General features: G+C 66.0%; 13 protein-coding genes. 11 read left to right on the top strand and 2 right to left on the bottom strand.

Going from position 1 to position 18252, the window contains the following annotated elements; all coding sequences use genetic code 11:
* Positions 1-39: 39 nt before the first annotated feature.
* The 11 genes from E1748_RS20875 (at position 40) to E1748_RS20825 (ending at position 14450) form a co-directional block, all read left to right on the top strand.
* On the top strand, positions 40-561 hold the full coding sequence (locus E1748_RS20875; RefSeq protein ID WP_240766699.1) for a flavin reductase: 522 nt from the start codon (positions 40-42) through the stop codon (positions 559-561).
* Positions 562-603: 42 nt separating this feature from the next.
* A complete protein-coding gene (locus tag E1748_RS20870) occupies positions 604-1689 on the top strand; it encodes a DUF6421 family protein (RefSeq protein ID WP_133649042.1) in 1086 nt (361 codons plus the stop codon).
* Between the two features lie 54 nt (positions 1690-1743).
* Positions 1744-3585 carry a dihydroxy-acid dehydratase gene (ilvD, locus tag E1748_RS20865; RefSeq protein WP_133649041.1) on the top strand — a complete coding sequence of 614 codons (1842 nt, stop codon included), beginning with the start codon at positions 1744-1746 and terminating at the stop codon, positions 3583-3585.
* A 3-nt stretch (positions 3586-3588) separates the two neighbouring features.
* Positions 3589-4782, top strand: a complete 1194-nt coding sequence (gene metC, locus E1748_RS20860; RefSeq protein ID WP_133649040.1) for a cystathionine beta-lyase — start codon at positions 3589-3591, stop codon at positions 4780-4782.
* 107 nt (positions 4783-4889) lie between these two features.
* Complete coding sequence (locus E1748_RS20855) at positions 4890-6206, top strand: LLM class flavin-dependent oxidoreductase (protein WP_133649039.1); 1317 nt, start codon at positions 4890-4892, stop codon at positions 6204-6206.
* A gap of 82 nt (positions 6207-6288) precedes the next feature.
* Positions 6289-7923: a glutamate--cysteine ligase gene (gshA, locus tag E1748_RS20850; protein ID WP_240766698.1), complete on the top strand. Its 1635-nt coding sequence runs from the start codon at positions 6289-6291 to the stop codon at positions 7921-7923.
* 208 nt (positions 7924-8131) lie between these two features.
* Positions 8132-9364, top strand: coding sequence for a 3-methyl-2-oxobutanoate dehydrogenase (2-methylpropanoyl-transferring) subunit alpha (locus tag E1748_RS20845; protein ID WP_133649038.1), 1233 nt, complete (start codon positions 8132-8134; stop codon positions 9362-9364).
* Positions 9365-9366: 2 nt separating this feature from the next.
* A complete protein-coding gene (locus E1748_RS20840) occupies positions 9367-10410 on the top strand; it encodes an alpha-ketoacid dehydrogenase subunit beta (protein ID WP_133649037.1) in 1044 nt (347 codons plus the stop codon).
* 1 nt (position 10411) lies between these two features.
* The gene (locus E1748_RS20835) at positions 10412-11797 is read left to right on the top strand and encodes a dihydrolipoamide acetyltransferase family protein (RefSeq protein ID WP_133649036.1); all 1386 of its coding nucleotides are present in this window, start codon (positions 10412-10414) and stop codon (positions 11795-11797) included.
* A 13-nt stretch (positions 11798-11810) separates the two neighbouring features.
* Entirely contained in the window at positions 11811-13211 is a 1401-nt protein-coding gene (gene lpdA, locus E1748_RS20830) for a dihydrolipoyl dehydrogenase (protein WP_133649456.1), read from the top strand.
* A gap of 45 nt (positions 13212-13256) precedes the next feature.
* Positions 13257-14450: an aminotransferase-like domain-containing protein gene (locus tag E1748_RS20825; RefSeq protein WP_133649035.1), complete on the top strand. Its 1194-nt coding sequence runs from the start codon at positions 13257-13259 to the stop codon at positions 14448-14450.
* A 110-nt stretch (positions 14451-14560) separates the two neighbouring features.
* Here the strand turns inward: E1748_RS20825 and E1748_RS20820 are convergent, their stop codons facing one another.
* On the bottom strand, positions 14561-16960 hold the full coding sequence (locus tag E1748_RS20820) for a polysaccharide biosynthesis tyrosine autokinase (protein WP_133649034.1): 2400 nt from the start codon (positions 16958-16960) through the stop codon (positions 14561-14563).
* A gap of 26 nt (positions 16961-16986) precedes the next feature.
* Positions 16987-18204: a polysaccharide biosynthesis/export family protein gene (locus E1748_RS20815; protein ID WP_133649033.1), complete on the bottom strand. Its 1218-nt coding sequence runs from the start codon at positions 18202-18204 to the stop codon at positions 16987-16989.
* Between the last annotated feature and the right edge of the window lie 48 nt (positions 18205-18252).

Genomic DNA, 18252 nt, shown 5'->3' with positions numbered 1-18252 from the left:
GCGGATGCCTTCGACACGTTCATGAAAAGGATGCAGATCATGCACAACGACATCGCGCTGTGCCCCGACGCGCTGGCGGGGCTGTTGCGGGAGCAGTTTCGCGACACGATGAGCCGCGTTCCCGCGGCCGTTCACATCCTGACCAGCGATGGCGCGGCGGGGCGCTGCGGCCTGACCGCAACTGCGGTGCTGTCGGTCTCCGACGAACCGCCGACGGTGCTGGTGTCGCTGAACCGCACGAGCGTGTCGGCGCAGCGGCTGCTCGCGAACGAGGTGTTCTGCGTGAATACGCTCGGCGCCGACGACCAGTTTCTCGCAGACGTGTTCGCCGGCCGCACGACATTGCAGCGCGACGACCGCTTCAGCGTGGGCGAGTGGGGCGAGCTGGTCACGCGTTCGCCGGTTCTCGCGACGGCGCACGCGGCATTCGACTGCCGGCTCGTCTCGACGATGCACGCGGCGACGCATCAGCTGCTCGTCGGCGAAGTGCTGGCGATGCACGGCGCGGCGCGCGACGGGAACAGTCTCGTCTATCTGGATCGCGGCTTCAGGCACGTGTAGCGCGCTGCGCGAACGTGCCGTCAATCATCGAGGGACAACGACATGAAACCGGAAATCGTACAGGCCACGAACCGATGTCGCCATGAAATCCTGGCGGGCGGATTCCGTTCCGACGTCGCGCGTATTGAACGCTGCGCGCGCGCCCATCTCAGCGTGTACTCGGACAACCCGCATGTGCGGGCACTGCTGGTCACGCTTGAAAATCGCGTGCTCGCATCGGGCCGGCTGCTGGATCTGACTTACTCGGTCGACCCGGGGTTCATCCTCGGATTCTTCGACGTGCCGTACAACGCGGAAGCGTTTCTCGAAGCGGCCGCCGTCGTGCCGGTGCCGATTCCGCCGAGCGTGCTGTCGATCGCGCCCGACGGTAACGCGCTCCCCGTGCAGGTCCGGACCTGCACCGACGGCTTCAGGAATCCGCTCGCCGTCGCGGTGTTCGGCGAGAACTTCATCCAGGCCGATCTGCAGGCGTATCACAAGGCCTACTACTTCATCGACAAGTTCGTCGACCGGTTCAGAAACCATACGCGGCCGGCCATCGAGGCGTCGTGGTCGCCCACCGCGTTCCCGGATCTCGTGAACGCGGACGACGATCTGCTGATGCAGGCGAGCGCGATCTGGGTTCACATGCACGAGCACCATCACCGCGTCGGCTTCCTGCCCATTCCGCAGCATCTCGACGCAAAGAGCACGCGCAATGGCGCCGGTGCCGAGGAACTGCGGGTCGACATCCTGTCGATCCTCGCGCTGTCGCGGCTGGAGTCGACGGACCCGGTGCTGCGCGCATCGATTCAATACATTCTCGCCGAACGGCTGATTCGCTATCCGTTGCAGGCGCCGCCGAAGGACAACTACGACGCGCGCTCGTCGGTTGCGCTGTTTCACTATCTGTCGCGGCACGGTGTCGTCGCGAGCCGCGGCGGCAAGTTCTATTTCGAGGGCGGGTACGAACGGCTGACGCAGGCGCTCAGATCGATCGCGGTGAAGCTGACCGCGATCGAATACCGGTTGAGCCAGTCGCCGGAACTCGATCGCCGCAAGATCCTGTCGTTCGTGCTGCCGGGGCTCGCGAAGAACGATAACGACTGGAGTGTCGAGTCGCAGGCGCCGCAGTCGAAACCACATTGAGCGCGTCTACCGCGCGCTGTTTTACGTTGAAACCAGCAATATCCAGGGACACAGATGCCAACCTATCGATCACGCACTTCCACCCAGGGCCGCAACATGGCGGGCGCCCGCAGTTTGTGGCGGGCCACCGGCATGACCGACGCCGATTTCGACAAACCGATCATCGCGGTGGTCAACTCGTTCACGCAGTTCGTGCCGGGTCACGTCCACCTGAAGGATCTGGGGCAGATGGTGGCCCGGGAAATCGAGAAAGCCGGCGCGGTCGCGAAGGAGTTCAACACGATCGCCGTGGACGACGGCATCGCGATGGGACACGACGGCATGCTGTACAGCCTGCCGTCGCGCGACCTGATCGCCGATAGTGTCGAATACATGATCAACGCGCACTGCGTCGATGCGATGGTGTGCATCTCCAACTGCGACAAGATCACGCCGGGCATGTTGATGGCGGCGCTGCGTCTGAACATCCCGGTCGTGTTCGTATCGGGTGGCCCGATGGAGTCGGGCAAGATGGTATTCAAGGGAAAAAGACGCGCCTTCGATCTGATCGACGCGATGGTGGTCGCGGCCGCCGACGACGTATCGGACGAGGAGGTCCATGCGGTCGAAGAGGTCGCGTGTCCGACCTGCGGCTCCTGCTCCGGCATGTTCACGGCGAACTCGATGAACTGCCTGACCGAAGCGCTCGGCCTCGCATTGCCGGGCAACGGCTCGGTGCTCGCGACCCACGTCGAACGCAAGCGGCTCTTTCTCGACGCGGGCCGCACCATTGTCGAACTCGCGCGCCGTTACTACGAGCACGACGACGCGAGCGCGCTGCCGCGTTCGATCGCGAGCTTCAAGGCCTTCGAAAATGCGATGACGCTCGACATCGCGATGGGCGGTTCGACCAACACGGTGCTGCATCTGCTGGCCGCGGCCCACGAGGGCGAGGTGCCGTTCACGATGAGCGACATCGACCGGCTGTCGCGTAACGTGCCGGTGCTGTGCAAGGTCGCGCCGTCCGTGCACGACGTGCACATGGAGGACGTGCATCGGGCCGGCGGCGTGATCGGCATCATGGCGGAGCTTGCGCGAGGCGGACTGATCCACACCGATCTGCCGACGATTCATTCGCCGAGCGTCGGACATGCGCTGGCGCGCTGGGACGTGATGGTCAACCGGGTCGATTCCGTGACGCGCTTCTACCGCGCAGGGCCGGGCGGCGTGCGGACCCAGCAGGCATTCAGCCAGGACAACCAGTACGACACGCTCGATATCGACCGGCAGGCCGGCTGTATTCGCGACGTCGAGCATGCGTTTTCGCGGGACGGCGGCATCGCGGTGCTGTCCGGCAACATCGCGCTCGACGGCTGCATCGTGAAGACCGCCGGGGTCGACGCGGGGATGCTGACGTTCACCGGCACCGCGCGGGTATTCGAAGGCCAGGACACGGCGGTCGAAGGCATTCTCGGCGGGGCGGTCGGACCGGGTGATGTGGTCGTGGTGCGTTACGAAGGACCGCGCGGCGGACCCGGCATGCAGGAGATGCTGTACCCGACCAGCTATCTGAAGTCGAAGGGGCTCGGCAAGCTGTGCGCGCTGATCACCGACGGGCGCTTCTCCGGGGGATCGTCGGGACTGTCGATCGGCCATGTGTCGCCCGAGGCGGCAGAGGGCGGCGCGATCGGGCTGATCGAAGACGGTGACCCGATCGTGATCGACATCCCGGCCCGTTCGGTCCATCTCGCGATCAGCGACGACGAACTGCAGCGCCGCCGCACAGCGATGGACGCGCGCGGCGCGCAGGCGTGGAAGCCGGGCGCGCGGCAGCGGCGGGTGTCCACTGCGCTGAAGGCCTACGCGGCGACGACGACGAGCGCCGCGCGCGGCGCGGTGCGGATCGTCAAGGACTGAGCCATGCAGACCTCTTCTGCGGTTTCGCACGACACCGAGGCGCAGGACACGACGCTCGTGACCGGCGGACGCGATCCGTTCGGCTATCACGGCTTCATCAATCCGCCGGTCTATCGCGGCTCGACGGTGCTCGCGCCGACCGTCGACGATCTGCTTGGCTACCGCCAGCCGTATATCTACGGACGACGTGGCACGCCGACCTCGGTCGCGTTTCAGGACGCGCTGCGCGCGCTCGATCACAGTGCCGGCGTGGTGCTGTGTTCGTCGGGTCTTGCCGCGGTGTCGACGGCGCTGTCGTCGTGCCTCGCGGCCGGCGATCATCTGCTGATGACCGATTCCGTGTACCGGCCCGCGCGGCACTTCTGCGATGCCGTGCTGAGCCGGCTCGGCATCGAGACGACCTACTTCGATCCGCTGATCTCGAACGATGCGCTGACGGCGCTGATCCGCCCGTCGACGAAGCTGCTCTACCTGGAGGCGCCGGGCTCGCAGAGCATGGAAGTGCAGGACATTCCGCGCCTGACGGCGTGCGCACACGACCAGGGTCTGCTCGTCGCGATGGACAACACGTGGGCGACGCCGCTGTTCTTCGATGCGATCGCGCACGGCGTCGATCTCGTCGTTCAGGCCGGCACCAAATACATCGCGGGTCATTCGGACGTGATGATCGGCATGGTGTCCGCGTCGCCGCGCGCGTTGCCCGCGCTCGAGCAGTATCACCGCGACACCGGCCAGTGCGTGAGCCCCGACGACGTGTTCCTCGCGATGCGCGGCTTGCGCACGTTAGGGGTGCGCCTGCGGCAGCATCAGGCGAACGCGCTGCGCGTTGCGCGCTGGCTCGCGCAGCGGCCGGAGGTGCAGCGCGTGTGGCATCCGGCGCTCGAACAGGACCCGGGGCACGCGCTGTGGTCGCGCGACTTCCGGGGCGCCACCGGACTGTTCTCGGTCGTCTTGCAGCCGGCGCCCGCGCAGGCGGTGGCCGACCTGCTCGAAGGCCTGAAGTATTTCGGCATGGGCTATTCGTGGGGCGGCTTCGAGAGCCTCGCCATCCCGTTCGACTGCGCGGCTTATCGAAGCGCGACGCACTGGCAGCCAGGCGGCCCATGTCTGCGTTTTCATATCGGGCTCGAAGACGTCGACGACCTGCTCGCCGATCTCGATGCCGGCTTCACGCGCTTTCGCCGCGCTGCCCGCTGACGCATGAGCCTTCATACCGAACCCTCGATCCGGAACGCACCCGTTCATGGCCTCGCTTATTCGCTTGCTTACTCCGTCGCTCATTCGCTTGCAAGAAAGGAAATCCCATGAATAAACAGCTCTGCCTGGGCGGATTCATGCGCCCGATCTGCCTGCATACCGCGTGGTGGCGGCACCCGAATGCGCCGACGAATGCGAACTTCAGCTGGCCCGTCATCAAGTCGCTGGCGCAGAAGCTCGAGCACGCCTGTTTCGATGCCGTGTTCACGGCCGATCATCTCGCCGTGATGCCGATGCCGCCCAACGCGCTGAAACGCAGCGGCACGATCACGTCATACGATCCACTCGTGATGCTGTCGGCGATTGCCGCCTGCACGGAACACATCGGGCTGATCGCGACCGGCACCACCAGCTACGAAGATCCGTATCTGCTCGCGCGCCGCTTTGCTTCGCTGGATCATCTGAGCAACGGCCGCGCGGGCTGGAATATCGTTACCACCGTCAACCCGGAAGCGGCACTCAATTTCGGGCTGGAGACCGCGTTGCGTCATGCCGAACGCTACGAGCGCGCCGACGAGTTCTTCAAGGTCGTGACCGGGCTGTGGGATGGATGGTCCGATCATGCGCTTGTGATGGACAAGGAGGCCGCGGTGTTCTCCGATCTCGAGCGGATCCGGCCGCTCAATCACAAGGGCAAGTTTTTCTCGGTGAAGGGGCCGCTCAACGTCGCGCGGCCGGTGCAGGGATGGCCGGTGATCGCGCTCGCGGGCGCATCTGAGGAAGCGCGCCAGATGGCCGCCGAAACCGCGGATCTCGTGTTCGGCAACGCGCGCAGCATCGAGACCGGTCGCAGCTTTTACAAGGACGTGAAAACGCGCGCAAAGGCTGCGGGACGCAACCCGGATCACGTAAAGGTCCTGCCGGCCAATCAGGTGTACGTCGGTCGGACCCGCGAGGAAGCGCTCGCGAAAAAGCGCTTCATGGACGACCTCGTGCATGTCGACAGCAACATCCCGAATCTGTCCATTCGCCTTGGCGTCGACGCGTCGAAGTTCGATCCCGACAAGCCGTTGCCCGAGTTGCCCGCGACCGAGCAGGGGCAGGGCAACCAGCGCGAATGGGCCGCGCTTGCGCGTCGCGAAGGGCTGACAGTGCGCGAACTCGCGAAGCGCGCAGCGGAATCCGGCACCGGCGAAATGGTCGGCACGCCCACCGAGATCGCCGACCAGATGGAAGAGTGGCTGATGACGGAAGCGTGCGACGGCTTCATCGTCGTGTTCTACACGGTTCCGGACGGCTATGACGATTTCGTCACGATGGTCGTGCCGGAGTTGCAGCGGCGCGGTCTGTTCCGCACCCGCTACGAGGGTTCGACGTTGCGCGAGAACATCGGCCTGCCACGGCCGAAGAGTCCGCTCGACTGAACGTTTCGCCATATCGTGATTCCGGCACCCGCGCAGCGGCAAGCGCGCGGGCGACCATGTCGACAGGAAAGGAAGGCAGGCGATGTCACTGGAGAACATGACGGGACATGCGTGGACGGTGACCCCGTACCGGCGCCGGCTCGCGGCGCTGGGCGATGCGGGGCATCTGTCGCTGCTCGGCGAAGGGCTGTGCGGCATCGAACGCGAAACGCTGCGGGTGGATGTGCAGGGCCGGCTCGCGATGACGCAGCATCCGCGGCAGCTCGGCTCGGCGCTCACGCATCCGTACGTGACGACCGACTACGCGGAGCCGCTGCTCGAATTCATCACGCCGCCGCAGCACGACGCGGCCGACGTGCTCGCGCGTCTCGACGAGATTCATCGCTTCGCGTGCGCGCGGCTCGGCGACGAAATGCCGTGGAGCCAGTCGATGCCCTGTCCGCTCGAACCGGACTGCGGGATTCCGATCGCGTGGTACGGCACGTCGAATATCGGCATCCTCAAGCACGTGTACCGGCGCGGCCTCGCGTTGCGCTACGGCAAGGCGATGCAGTGCATCGCCGGGATTCACTACAACTATTCGCTGGCCGACGCGGTGTGGGCCGTGCTGCACGACGACGCGTATCCGCAGCACGGCACGCGCGCACTGCAGTCGGAAGGCTATATCGCGCTGATCCGCAACTTCCACCGCTATAGCTGGCTGCTGATGTATCTGTTCGGCGCATCGCCGGCGCTGTCCGCGGGTTTTGTCGAAGGCAAGGCGCACGGCCTCGACACGTTCGACGAACAGACGCTGTATCTGCCGCATGCGACGAGCCTGCGCATGAGCGATCTCGGCTACCAGAACTCCGCGCAGGCCGCGCTCACGCCGCAGCTCGACAACCTGCAGGCCTACATCGACGGGCTCGCGCGCGCGGTGAGCCAGCCGCATGCGCCGTATCAGGCGATCGGCACGAAGAACGACGGCGAGTGGCTGCAACTCAGCACCAATCTGCTGCAGATCGAGAACGAGTTCTACTCGACGATCCGGCCCAAACGGGTGACCCGCAGCGGCGAGCGGCCCGTCGATGCATTGCGCCGGCGCGGCATTGAATACGTCGAGGTGCGCTGTCTCGACATCGATCCGTTCGCACCGCATGGCGTCGGCGAAGCGACGCTGCGTTTTCTCGATGCGTTCCTGCTGTTCTGCGCACTCGACGACAGCCCGCTGCTGAGCGATGCCGCGCAACAGGAGAACCGCTTCAATTTCGCCCGCGTCGCGCGGCTCGGGCGACAGCCGGGGCTCGCCTTGCAGCGTCGCGGCGAGCCGGTCACGCTGCGCGAATGGGGACACGACCTGCTCGCGCGTATCGGCGAGACGGCGGGGCTGCTCGACAGGCAGCGCGGCGATCGCATCGTATCGAACGCGCTGGAAGCACAGCGCGGCAAGCTCGACGATCCGGCGCTGACGCCGTCGGCGCGCGTGCTGGAGGCGATGCGCGAGATCGGCAGCGGCAGCCGGGGCGCGTTCTTCAACTTCGGCATGCAGCAGAGCCGCGCGCATGCGCAGCGGTTTCGCACGAGTCCGTTGCCGCCCGCGACCGAGGCGGAGTTCGAGCGCATCGCGGCGGCGTCGCTCGACAGCCAGGTGCGGCTCGAGCGCTCGCAGATCGGCAACTTCGATGCGTTTCTCGCGGCCTATCACGCGGGGACGCTGGGGGACGAACGTATCGCCTGAGCCGGTCTTTGCCGTGCTTCGTTGCAGCGCATCGTGGCAAACAGGCTCAGTGCGATTGAGCGGGTTGGGCATCGAACCCCGTCGGTCCTTTACCTACACTCTTATGACGTCTGTGCGCGCTACCGCGCGCGCGGGCAAGGCGACTCGCCGGCTATCCCCGGCAGCCACCCTGACAACGTGAGACACAATCAAGCGTGGAGACCACCCAATGAGCGTGCATGAGCCATTGCGCCTGCATGTGCCCGAGCCGACCGGGCGCCCGGGCTGCAGAACCGATTTTTCCTATCTGCACCTGTCGCCGGCCGGGTCGGTGCGCAAACCGCCGATCGATGTCGGCGCCGTCGAAACCAGCGATCTCGCATACAGCCTCGTCCGCGTGCTGGACGACGAGGGCCGGGCCGTCGGCCCGTGGGCTCCGGATCTCAGCGACGAACAACTGGTCGCCGGCATGCGGGCGATGCTCAAGACGCGCATCTTCGATGCGCGCATGCTGATCGCCCAGCGTCAGAAAAAGATCTCCTTCTACATGCAAAGCCTCGGCGAAGAGGCGATCGGCTCCGCGCATGCGCTCGCACTGGCGCCCGGCGATATGTGTTTTCCGACCTACCGGCAGCAGAGCATTCTCGTCGCACGCGAAGTCTCGCTGGTCGGCATGATGTGCCAGCTGATGTCGAACGAGGGCGATCCGCTGAAGGGCCGTCAACTGCCCGTGATGTATTCGGATCGGGAAGCCGGCTTCTTCTCGATCTCCGGCAATCTCGCGACGCAGTTCATCCAGGCCGTGGGCTGGGCGATGGCATCGGCGATCAAGGGCGACACGAAAATCGCGTCCGCATGGATCGGCGACGGCGCCACCGCCGAGGCCGACTTCCACACGGCACTGACGTTCGCGCATGTCTATCGCGCGCCGGTGGTGCTGAACGTCGTCAACAACCAGTGGGCGATCTCGACTTTCCAGGCGATCGCCGGTGGCGAGGGGACGACGTTCGCCGGTCGAGGGGTAGGTTGCGGGATCGCTTCGCTGCGTGTCGACGGCAACGATTTTCTCGCGGTGTACGCCGCGTCGCGCTGGGCCGCGGAACGTGCCCGCCGCAATCTCGGACCGACGCTGATCGAGTGGGTGACCTATCGCGCGGGCGGTCATTCGACCTCCGACGATCCGTCCAAATACCGTCCCGGCGACGACTGGACCGATTTTCCGCTAGGCGACCCGATCGCGCGTTTCCGCAAGCACCTCAACGCGAAGGGGATCTGGTCGGACCGCACGCACGACGAACTCGTCGCGTCGCTCGAAGCCGAGGTGATGGCCGCACAGAAGGAGGCCGAACGTTACGGCACGCTGATCGACGAACGCGTGTCGAGCCCGGCCAGCATGTTCGACGACGTCTACAAGGACATGCCCGAGCATCTGCGCCGGCAACGTCAACAACTCGGAGTCTGATCATGGCGGAACACAATGAAACAGGTTCGGCCACGAAGCCGATGACGATGATCCAGGCGCTGCGCTCGGCGATGGACGTGATGCTCGGGCGCGACGACGACGTCGTGGTGTTCGGCCAGGACGTCGGGTACTTCGGCGGCGTGTTTCGCTGCACCGAAGGATTGCAGGCGAAATACGGCACGTCGCGCGTATTCGACGCGCCGATCTCCGAAGGCGGCATCGTCGGCGCGGCGGTCGGGATGGGCGCGTACGGTCTGCGGCCCGTGTGCGAGATCCAGTTCGCCGATTACTTCTATCCTGCGTCGGACCAGATCGTCTCCGAGGGCGCGCGGCTGCGTTATCGCTCGGCGGGACAGTTCATCGCACCGCTGACGATCCGCATGCCCTGCGGCGGCGGCATCTACGGCGGGCAGACGCACAGCCAGAGTCCCGAGGCGATGTTCACGCAGGTCTGCGGACTGCGCACCGTGATGCCGTCGAATCCGTACGATGCGAAGGGGCTGCTGATCGCCGCGATCGAGAACGACGATCCGGTCATCTTCCTTGAACCCAAGCGTCTGTATAACGGCCCGTTCGACGGTCATCACGAACGGCCGGTCACATCGTGGCTGAAGCATCCGGCGAGCGCGGTGCCTGAGGGGTACTACACGGTGCCGCTCGACTCCGCCGCGATCGTGCGCCCCGGCAGCGAGGTGACGGTGCTCACCTACGGAACGACCGTCCATGTGTCGCTTGCCGCCGCCGAAGAAACCGGCATCGATGCAGAGGTGATCGATCTGCGCACGCTGTGGCCGCTCGATCTCGACACGGTCGTCAACTCGGTGCGCAAGACCCGGCGCTGCGTGGTCGTGCACGAAGCCACGCGAACCTGCGGCTACGGTGCGGAACTGATCGCGCTCGTCCAGGAGCACTGCTTCTATCACCTGGAAGCCCCCGTCGAACGCACGACGGGTTGGGACACGCCCTATCCGCATGCGCAGGAATGGGCGTACTTCCCTGGACCGAGCCGGATCGGTGAAGCACTACGACGCGTGATGGAGGCCTGAGATGGGTGTACGTGTGATCAAGATGCCGGACATCGGCGAAGGCATTGCGGAAGTGGAACTAGGTGCCTGGCATGTGGAAGTGGGGCAGATCGTCAAGGAAGACGGACCGCTCGCCGATGTGATGACCGACAAGGCGTCGGTCGAGATTCCATCGCCGGTGGCGGGCAAGGTGATTGCGCTCGGCGGCAAGGTCGGTGAAGTGCTCGCGGTCGGGAGCGAACTGATCCGCCTGGAGGTGGAGGGCGAGGGCAATCTGAAGGGCGATCCGGCGGGGCACGCAGTGTCGGCCACTGCGGCAGCGACTGCGGCGAACGACGCGACGCGGCCCGCTGCGCACGCGAACGGCGCAGCCGTGTCCGGCTCGCCGATGCAGACCGCTTCTGAAGTCTCCGCGCCGGCTGTCGCAGCGGCTCCGCACCACGACTGGCGCGAGCCGGCAGCACGCGGCGCGCAGGGCGGTGCACAGGTCGCACAGACCGCGCGTTCGAGCGCGTCTGTGCGCCAGCCGGGCGAACGGCCGCTGGCGTCGCCCGCCGTGCGCCAGCGCGCATGGGACATGGGTATCGAACTGCGCTTCGTGCACGGAACCGGCGAGGCCGGGCGCGTCACGCACGCGGATCTCGATGCGCACGCACAGCAGGGCGGGGCGTCGTCCGGGGTACAGGTGCGCGCGGGCTATGTCGAGCGTACCGACGAAACGGCGGTCCCGGTGATCGGCCTGCGTCGCGCAATTGCCCGCAAGATGCAGGAAGCCAAGCGGCGCATTCCGCATTTCAGCTACGTCGAGGAAATCGACGTGACCGAACTCGATGCGCTGCGCGCGCAGCTGAATCAACGATGGGCGTCGACGCGCGGCCGTCTGACCCTGCTGCCGCTGCTGATCCGCGCGATGGTCGTCGCGTTGCGCGACTTCCCGCAGATCAACGCGCGCTTCGACGACGAAGCGGGCGTCGTCACGCGCTACGGCGCGGTGCACGTCGGCGTCGCGACCCAGACCGATGCGGGGCTGACCGTGCCGGTGCTGCGTCATGCCGAAGCGCTCGACGTCTGGGCGATGGCCGAAGGCATCGCGCGGCTTGCGGAAGCCGTGCGCGGCAACAAGGCGAGCCGCGACGAACTGACGGGCTCGACCATCACGATTTCGAGTCTGGGCGCGCTCGGCGGGATCGTCTCGACACCGGTCATCAATCATCCGGAGGTCGGCATCGTCGGTGTGAACCGGATGGTCGAGCGACCGATGATTCGCGACGGCGCCGTGGTCGCGCGCAAGATGATGAACCTGTCGTCGTCGTTCGATCATCGGGTCGTCGACGGGATGGATGCAGCCGGTTTCATCCAGTCGATCCGGACGCTACTCGAGCAGCCCGCGCTGCTTTTCGTGGAGTGACCTCATGAGCCAGATGAGCCAGATCGACTCCACGACGCTGCTGGTGATCGGCGGCGGCCCCGGCGGCTACGTCGCGGCGATCCGCGCCGGGCAACTCGGCATCCCCACGGTGCTGGTCGAGCGCGAACGTCTCGGCGGCACCTGCCTGAACATCGGCTGCATTCCGTCGAAGGCACTGATCCACGCCGCCGAAGCGTTCGAGAAGACCCTGCAGTACGCCGGCGCGTCGCCGCTCGGCATTCGGGTCGACGCACCGCGAATCGACATCGCGCAGACGGTCGCCTGGAAAGACGGCATCGTGCAGAGGCTGACCCGTGGCGTGGGCGCGCTGCTGAAGAAGCACGGCGTCCGCGTCGTGCAGGGCGATGCGCGCGTGATCGACGGCAAGAGCGTGGAGGTCACGACCGGTGGCGGCGAGCGTCTGAGAGTCCAGTGCGAGCATCTGCTGCTGGCGGCCGGCTCGGAGCCCACCGCGCTGCCGTCGATGCCGTTCGGCGGCAAGGTCGTGTCGTCGACCGAAGCACTCTCGCCGGCCACGCTGCCGGAACGTCTCGTCGTGGTCGGCGCGGGCTATATCGGTCTGGAGCTGGGTACCGCCTATCGCAAACTGGGCGTCGACGTCAGCGTCGTCGAAGCGCAGCCGCGGATTCTGCCCGCCTACGACGCCGAACTCGTGAAGCCCGTGGCCGATGCGCTCGTCAAGAAGGGCATGACGCTGCGGCTCGGACACAAGGTGCTGGGCTTGAGCGCGGACGGCGGCGCGGTGCGTTTGCAGGACGCCGACGGAGTCGAGACGGCGCTGCCTGCGGATCGCGTGCTGGTGGCGGTCGGCCGTCGACCGCGCACGCAGGGATGGGGGCTGGAGAGTCTGCAACTCGATCGTAACGGCGCGGCGCTGCGTATCGACGATCGATGCCGCACGTCGATGCGCGGCGTGTGGGCGATCGGCGATCTCGCGGGCGAACCGATGCTCGCGCATCGCGCGATGGCGCAGGGCGAGATGGTCGCGGAACTGATCGCCGGCAAGACGCGCCGTTTCGTGCCTGCGGCGATTCCGGCGGTGTGCTTCACCGATCCCGAGATCGTGACCGCCGGCCTGTCTCCAGGCGAAGCCCAGGCCGCCGGTCTCGAATGCGAGAGCGCTGCGTTTCCGTTCGCGGCGAACGGCCGCGCGATGACCCTCGAGGCGACCGACGGATTCGTTCGCGTCGTCGCGCGCAAAGACAATCATCTGATCGTCGGTTGGCAGGCGGTGGGCGACGGGGTATCGGAGCTCGCCGCCGCGTTCTCGCAATCGCTTGAGATGGGCGCGCGTCTCGAAGACATCGCCGGGACGATTCATGCGCATCCGACGCTGGGCGAAGCGGTCCAGGAAGCGGCACTACGCGCGCTGGGACATGCGCTGCACATCTGAAGCATGTCCATTGAAATTGGCGGTATCAAACTCAACGAGGAGACTATGGACCAAAGCGACCTTCAAGCCCCGAAGTGGCAACTGTCAGTGCGCGCGCGCAAGCTCACGAGCTCGGCGATCCGCGAAATCCTGAAGGTCACGGAGCGCCCCGAAGTCATCTCGTTCGCGGGCGGCCTGCCGTCGCCGGTCACGTTCCCGGCCGAACGGATGCGCGAAGCGTCCGACCGCATCCTGCGCGATTCGCCGGCCGCCGCGCTGCAATACAGCGCAACCGAAGGCTATCTGCCGCTGCGTGAATGGGTTGCCGCGCGTTACTCCACCGACGGCGTGCAGATCCGCCCGAGCCAGGTGCTGATCACGACCGGTTCGCAGCAGGCACTCGATCTGCTCGGCAAGGTGCTCGTGTGCCCGGACAGCCCCGTGCTCGTCGAAACGCCGACGTACCTCGGCGCGCTGCAATCGTTCTCGATGTTCGAGCCGCGCTACGTGCAGGTGCCGACCGACGACGCCGGCCTGATCCCCGAAGCGCTCACGCCCGAACTCACGGCGGGTGCACGTCTGCTGTACGCACAGCCGAACTTCCAGAATCCGACCGGCCGCCGCCTGCCGATCGAGCGTCGCCGCGCGCTCGCCGCGTTCGCGAAGACCGCGCCGTTCCCGGTGATCGAAGACGATCCGTACGGCGCACTCGACTACGCGGGCACGCCGCTGCCCACGTTGCTGTCGATGGCACCCGATCACATCGTGCATCTCGGTTCGTTCTCGAAGGTGCTCGCGCCGGGCCTGCGGGTCGGCTACATCATCGCGCCCGAGGAATTGCACTTCAAGCTCGTGCAGGCCAAGCAGGCCACCGATCTGCACACGCCGAGCTTCACGCAGCGCATCGTGCATGAAGTCGTGAAGGACGGTTTTCTCGACACGCACGTGCCGACGATCCGCGCGCTGTATCGCGATCAATGCGAAGCGATGCTCGCGGCACTCAAGCAGTACATGCCCGAAGGCGTCAGCTGGAACCGTCCGGAAGGCGGGATGTTCGTGTGGGTGTCGCTGCCGGCGCACATCGACAGCATGAAGCTGCTCGAAGAAGCGGTCGCGCAGAACGTCGCGTTCGTGCCGGGCGCACCGTTCTTCGCGAGCGATCCGCAGCACGACACGCTGCGGCTGTCGTTCGTCACGGTGCCGCCCGCCAAAATCGACGAAGGTGTTGCGCGGCTTGCCGCGCTGATCCGGGCCAGGTAAACGCGGGCGCCGGCACGTTCCTCTGCGAAGCGGAACGCAGCGGGCACGGTCATCGCGGCTAAGGCGAGCCGCATGCGCATCCACGATACGCATGCGGCCATCGCCTTCATTCAGTTCGAGACTTCGTTAGCAGCAGGATCGCTCGACGTATACGTGTACGCATACGCGTAATCGTAAGTCCCATACCGTCCACCGCTCTTCAACGGCACCGCATTCATCACGCCACCGATTAACCGCGCCCGAGCCCGCCGCAGTTTCTTCAGCGACTCCGCGATATGCCGCTCCGTATGCGCGCCCGCACGCATCACCATCACCGTCGATCCCGCGATATGCGCGATGATCGCCGCATCGGACACCGCGAGCAGCGGCGGGGTATCGACGATCACGATATCGAACTGCTGCTCGAACAGCGCAAGCATCTCGGCGAAGCGCGCCGACGTCAGAATCTCCGACGGGTTCGGCGGGTACGCGCCCGCTGCGATGAAGTGCAGCCCTTCGACACCGGTCGGCCGCGTGACGAGTTCGATGTCCGCCTGGCCCGTCAGCAGTTCGGTGAGACCGCCATGTTGCGAGCGTCCGAGATATTGCTCGAGCCGGCCGCGCCGCAGGTCGGCGTCGATCAGCAGCACACGCTTGCCCGATTCCGCGAGCAGCGCGGCGAGGTTCGCGCACAGAAAACTCTTGCCGTCCGACGGCGCCGGGCTCGTGATCGCGACGATCCGGTTCGGCGCATCGACCAGTCCGAACTGCAACGTCGCGCGCAGTCCGCGCAGACCTTCCACTGAAATATCGAACGGCCGTGTGATCGCGAGCAACGAGCGCACCGGCTGCCGCGCGCGCGGCACCACCGACTGCGTGCCGGTCTTCACACGCACCGGCGTCGGCGGCACGACAGGCTCCGCACGCGGACGCACGATCCGCGCGATCACACCCGGCAGCGCCGGCAAACCGGCGGCGCGCGCGGGTGCGTGAGGCAACAGCGCACGCGCACTCGCGGCGAGCTTGTCGAGATGCGCCTGCTCGTTACTCAGCGGAATCGAACCGAAAATCGGCATCTGGAAGCGGCGTTCGAGGAACTCCGGATCGGAGATGCCCGTGAAAAACGTGCGGCGGCAGAACGCGAACAGGATGCCCGCGATGATGCCGAGCACGGTGCCGGCCGAGATAATCAACGCGGCTTTCGGACGCACCGGCGCCGCCGGCAGCAGCGCCTCGTCGACGATATGCACGTTGCCGATCGTGCCCGCACGCGAGATCGACAGTTCCTGCGTCTTGTTCAGCAGCGCGACGTAGATCTCTTCGGCGACCTTCGCGTTACGTTGCAACGCCACCGCATCGCGTTCGGAATTCGGCAGCGTCTTGAAGTGATCCTCGAAGCGGTTCTTCTCGTCGGTCAGCGCGCCGAGCTGCGAATCGACGGCTTTCACTTCGGGGCTTTCCGTGGTGAAGCGTTGCAGCAGCTGCGCACGCGCGATCCGCAGCGACGCGATCTGCTTCTCGTAGTCGAGCCCGCCCGACAGATACACCGACGCTTCCTGGGTCGGCTGGAACGAGCCGACACGCGACTGGTAATCGGACAACGCGGTTTCCGCCTGATGCACTTCCGCGCGCAGACGCGGCAGCTCGCTGTTCAGGAACGACAGCATGCGGCTCGCTTCTTCCTGCGCACGTTCGGTGCGTTGCTGCAGATACGACGCCGCCACGGCGTTCGCGATCGCGGTGATCGCGTGCGGATCGGTGCCCATGTACGACAGCTGCACGACACCCGTTTCGCGGCCTTTCTCCGCGACCTGCAATCCCGACGACAGTTGCGCGACCGCATCGAGCTGATTCAGACGCGTGACGTAGAACTCGGTGCCGGCGCGCGCGACCAGTGTGTTGACGCGGATCGTGATGCCGTCGCCGCTCGCCGCGAAACCGGCGAGGCCGGTCAGCAGCGTCTGGCCGTATGCGTCGAGCAGTTCGTAGCGTCCGTCGCCGAGCGCACGCAGCGTGAGCCGCGCGCCCTGCAGCGACTTCGGCACGGTCAGCGCATCGAGTTCGAAGCGTTCGCCGCCCCATGCATACGAGCGCATCCCGAACAGCGCGGGCAGCGGTTTTCCCGGCTGCGCGAACATCGCGGTGAGCTTGCCGAGGATCGGCATCGTGTGCGCGGACGCGGCGATGTTCAGCTTGAACTGCTCGACGACCGGTTCGACCACCGCGCGGCTCTTGATGATCTCGATCTCCGCATCGGTATGCATCGCGCCCGCCGACGGCACCAGCGCGGCCAGCGCCTGCGACGCCGTGCCGCTGGCGTTGCCGGTCTGCGATTCCACCTGGATCAGCGCATCGGCGGAATAGATCGGCGTCGCGATCTTCGTGTAGACGACCGACGCGAGGATCACGCATGCGGCGATGCCGATCACCCACCAGATCTGGTCGACGATCATCCGCAGCAGATCGCGCGTGACTGCATCTTCGTCGTCGCTCGCAGCCGGGGAATGCTCGAGCATGTCATAGGTACCCATCGTGTTACTCCATCCGGTAGCGAGGCTTAGCGGGTCAATTCGCGGGTGAAGAAGAGCGTCTGGAGCGTCGGCGAGATCTGTTCGAGCGCACGGTTGAAGCGCGCGGAACTCGCGACCTGCACGTACACGACATCCTTCGGTTGCAGTTCGAACTTGGTCATCAGCATCAGTGCGTCGACCTGGGTCATGTCGAGGCAGTAGACGTCGGGCGTCAACGTCTTGTCCGCGCCGCGGATCACGTACACGTAACGTGGATCGCCGGTTTTGGTATCGAGGCTGCCCGCGCCGGTCATTGCGTCGGCGAGCGTCAGGCGGCCGCGGTTCATCGGCAGCGAGGTCGGCTTCATCACTTCGCCGAGCACGAACACGCGGCTGTTCGAGCGGTCGGGCACGTCGATGATGTCGCCGTCCTGCAGCAGCACGTTCTGTTGCGTATCGCCGGTGTCGAGCAGTGCCGCGACGTCGACCGTATAGCGCTTGCCGTTGCGCGTGACGCCGACGTTCTGCAGATCCGCATCGGGCTGCGCACCGCCCGCGCGGTTGATCGCATCGAGCACGGTGAGCGGCGAATCGGTAATCGATTCGAGCGTCGGGTTGCGCAGGTTGCCGGTGACCTGCACGGTCTGGCTGTTGTAGCCGGACACGCGCACGTCGATCTGCGGATCGCGGATCGTGCGCGCAAGCGAGTGCGTGAGCATCTCCTGGATCTGCTGCACGGACTTGCCGGTCACGCGCAGACGACCGACGCGCGGAAAGAAGATCGTGCCGTTCGCGGCGACGCGCACGGTCAGTCCGCCTTCGGCGCCGCCACCACCGCTACCCGCGCCGTTTGCCGACGGCCCGGTCGTGCCGCCCGCACCCGCGCTCGATATGCCGGTCGCACCGGCGCTCTGACCGACCGGCGGCAGAGGCGGCAGCGTCACCGCGCTCGAAAAGCCGGTGCCGGTCAGCTCCGGATGGTCCCAGACGATGATCGTCAGCTGGTCGCCGATACCGATGTGATACTCGTACTGCTTGCGCAGTTGCTGCGTCAGGCACGTGAGCGGACACACTGCGGGCTTGTACGCGGCGCGTTCCTGACGGAAGTACGCGACGTCGATCGGCCGCACGACGTAGCGTTCGGCACTGCGTTGCGGGATCGTCGTCTGGTCGAGCCGGTCGCTGTCCAGATACGGTCCCGGCGCGAACGAACATGCACTGAGCGATGTCGCTGCGAGCAGGATGGTGAGTTTGTTGATATTCATGTCGATGATCCCCCGCGTGATTGCTCACGCCGATTGTTCCTGCTGGTT

Origin of the sequence: Paraburkholderia flava, assembly GCF_004359985.1 — a bacterium.
GTDB classification, from domain to species: domain Bacteria; phylum Pseudomonadota; class Gammaproteobacteria; order Burkholderiales; family Burkholderiaceae; genus Paraburkholderia; species Paraburkholderia flava.
This window is presented reverse-complemented; position numbering and strand designations above follow the sequence as displayed.

Excerpts from the sequence above, each read along its gene's own strand:
- lpdA (WP_133649456.1), top strand. The coding sequence starts at position 11,811 with ATGAGCCAGATCGACTCCACGACGCTGCTGGTGATCGGCGGCGGCCCC.
- E1748_RS20845 (WP_133649038.1), top strand. The coding sequence starts at position 8,132 with ATGAGCGTGCATGAGCCATTGCGCCTGCATGTGCCCGAGCCGACCGGG.
- E1748_RS20835 (WP_133649036.1), top strand. The coding sequence starts at position 10,412 with ATGGGTGTACGTGTGATCAAGATGCCGGACATCGGCGAAGGCATTGCG.
- gshA (WP_240766698.1), top strand. The coding sequence starts at position 6,289 with ATGTCACTGGAGAACATGACGGGACATGCGTGGACGGTGACCCCGTAC.
- E1748_RS20855 (WP_133649039.1), top strand. The coding sequence starts at position 4,890 with ATGAATAAACAGCTCTGCCTGGGCGGATTCATGCGCCCGATCTGCCTG.
- E1748_RS20870 (WP_133649042.1), top strand. The coding sequence starts at position 604 with ATGAAACCGGAAATCGTACAGGCCACGAACCGATGTCGCCATGAAATC.
- E1748_RS20815 (WP_133649033.1), bottom strand. The coding sequence starts at position 18,204 with ATGAATATCAACAAACTCACCATCCTGCTCGCAGCGACATCGCTCAGT.
- E1748_RS20840 (WP_133649037.1), top strand. The coding sequence starts at position 9,367 with ATGGCGGAACACAATGAAACAGGTTCGGCCACGAAGCCGATGACGATG.
- E1748_RS20875 (WP_240766699.1), top strand. The coding sequence starts at position 40 with ATGCACAACGACATCGCGCTGTGCCCCGACGCGCTGGCGGGGCTGTTG.
- metC (WP_133649040.1), top strand. The coding sequence starts at position 3,589 with ATGCAGACCTCTTCTGCGGTTTCGCACGACACCGAGGCGCAGGACACG.
- E1748_RS20820 (WP_133649034.1), bottom strand. The coding sequence starts at position 16,960 with ATGGGTACCTATGACATGCTCGAGCATTCCCCGGCTGCGAGCGACGAC.
- E1748_RS20825 (WP_133649035.1), top strand. The coding sequence starts at position 13,257 with ATGGACCAAAGCGACCTTCAAGCCCCGAAGTGGCAACTGTCAGTGCGC.
- ilvD (WP_133649041.1), top strand. The coding sequence starts at position 1,744 with ATGCCAACCTATCGATCACGCACTTCCACCCAGGGCCGCAACATGGCG.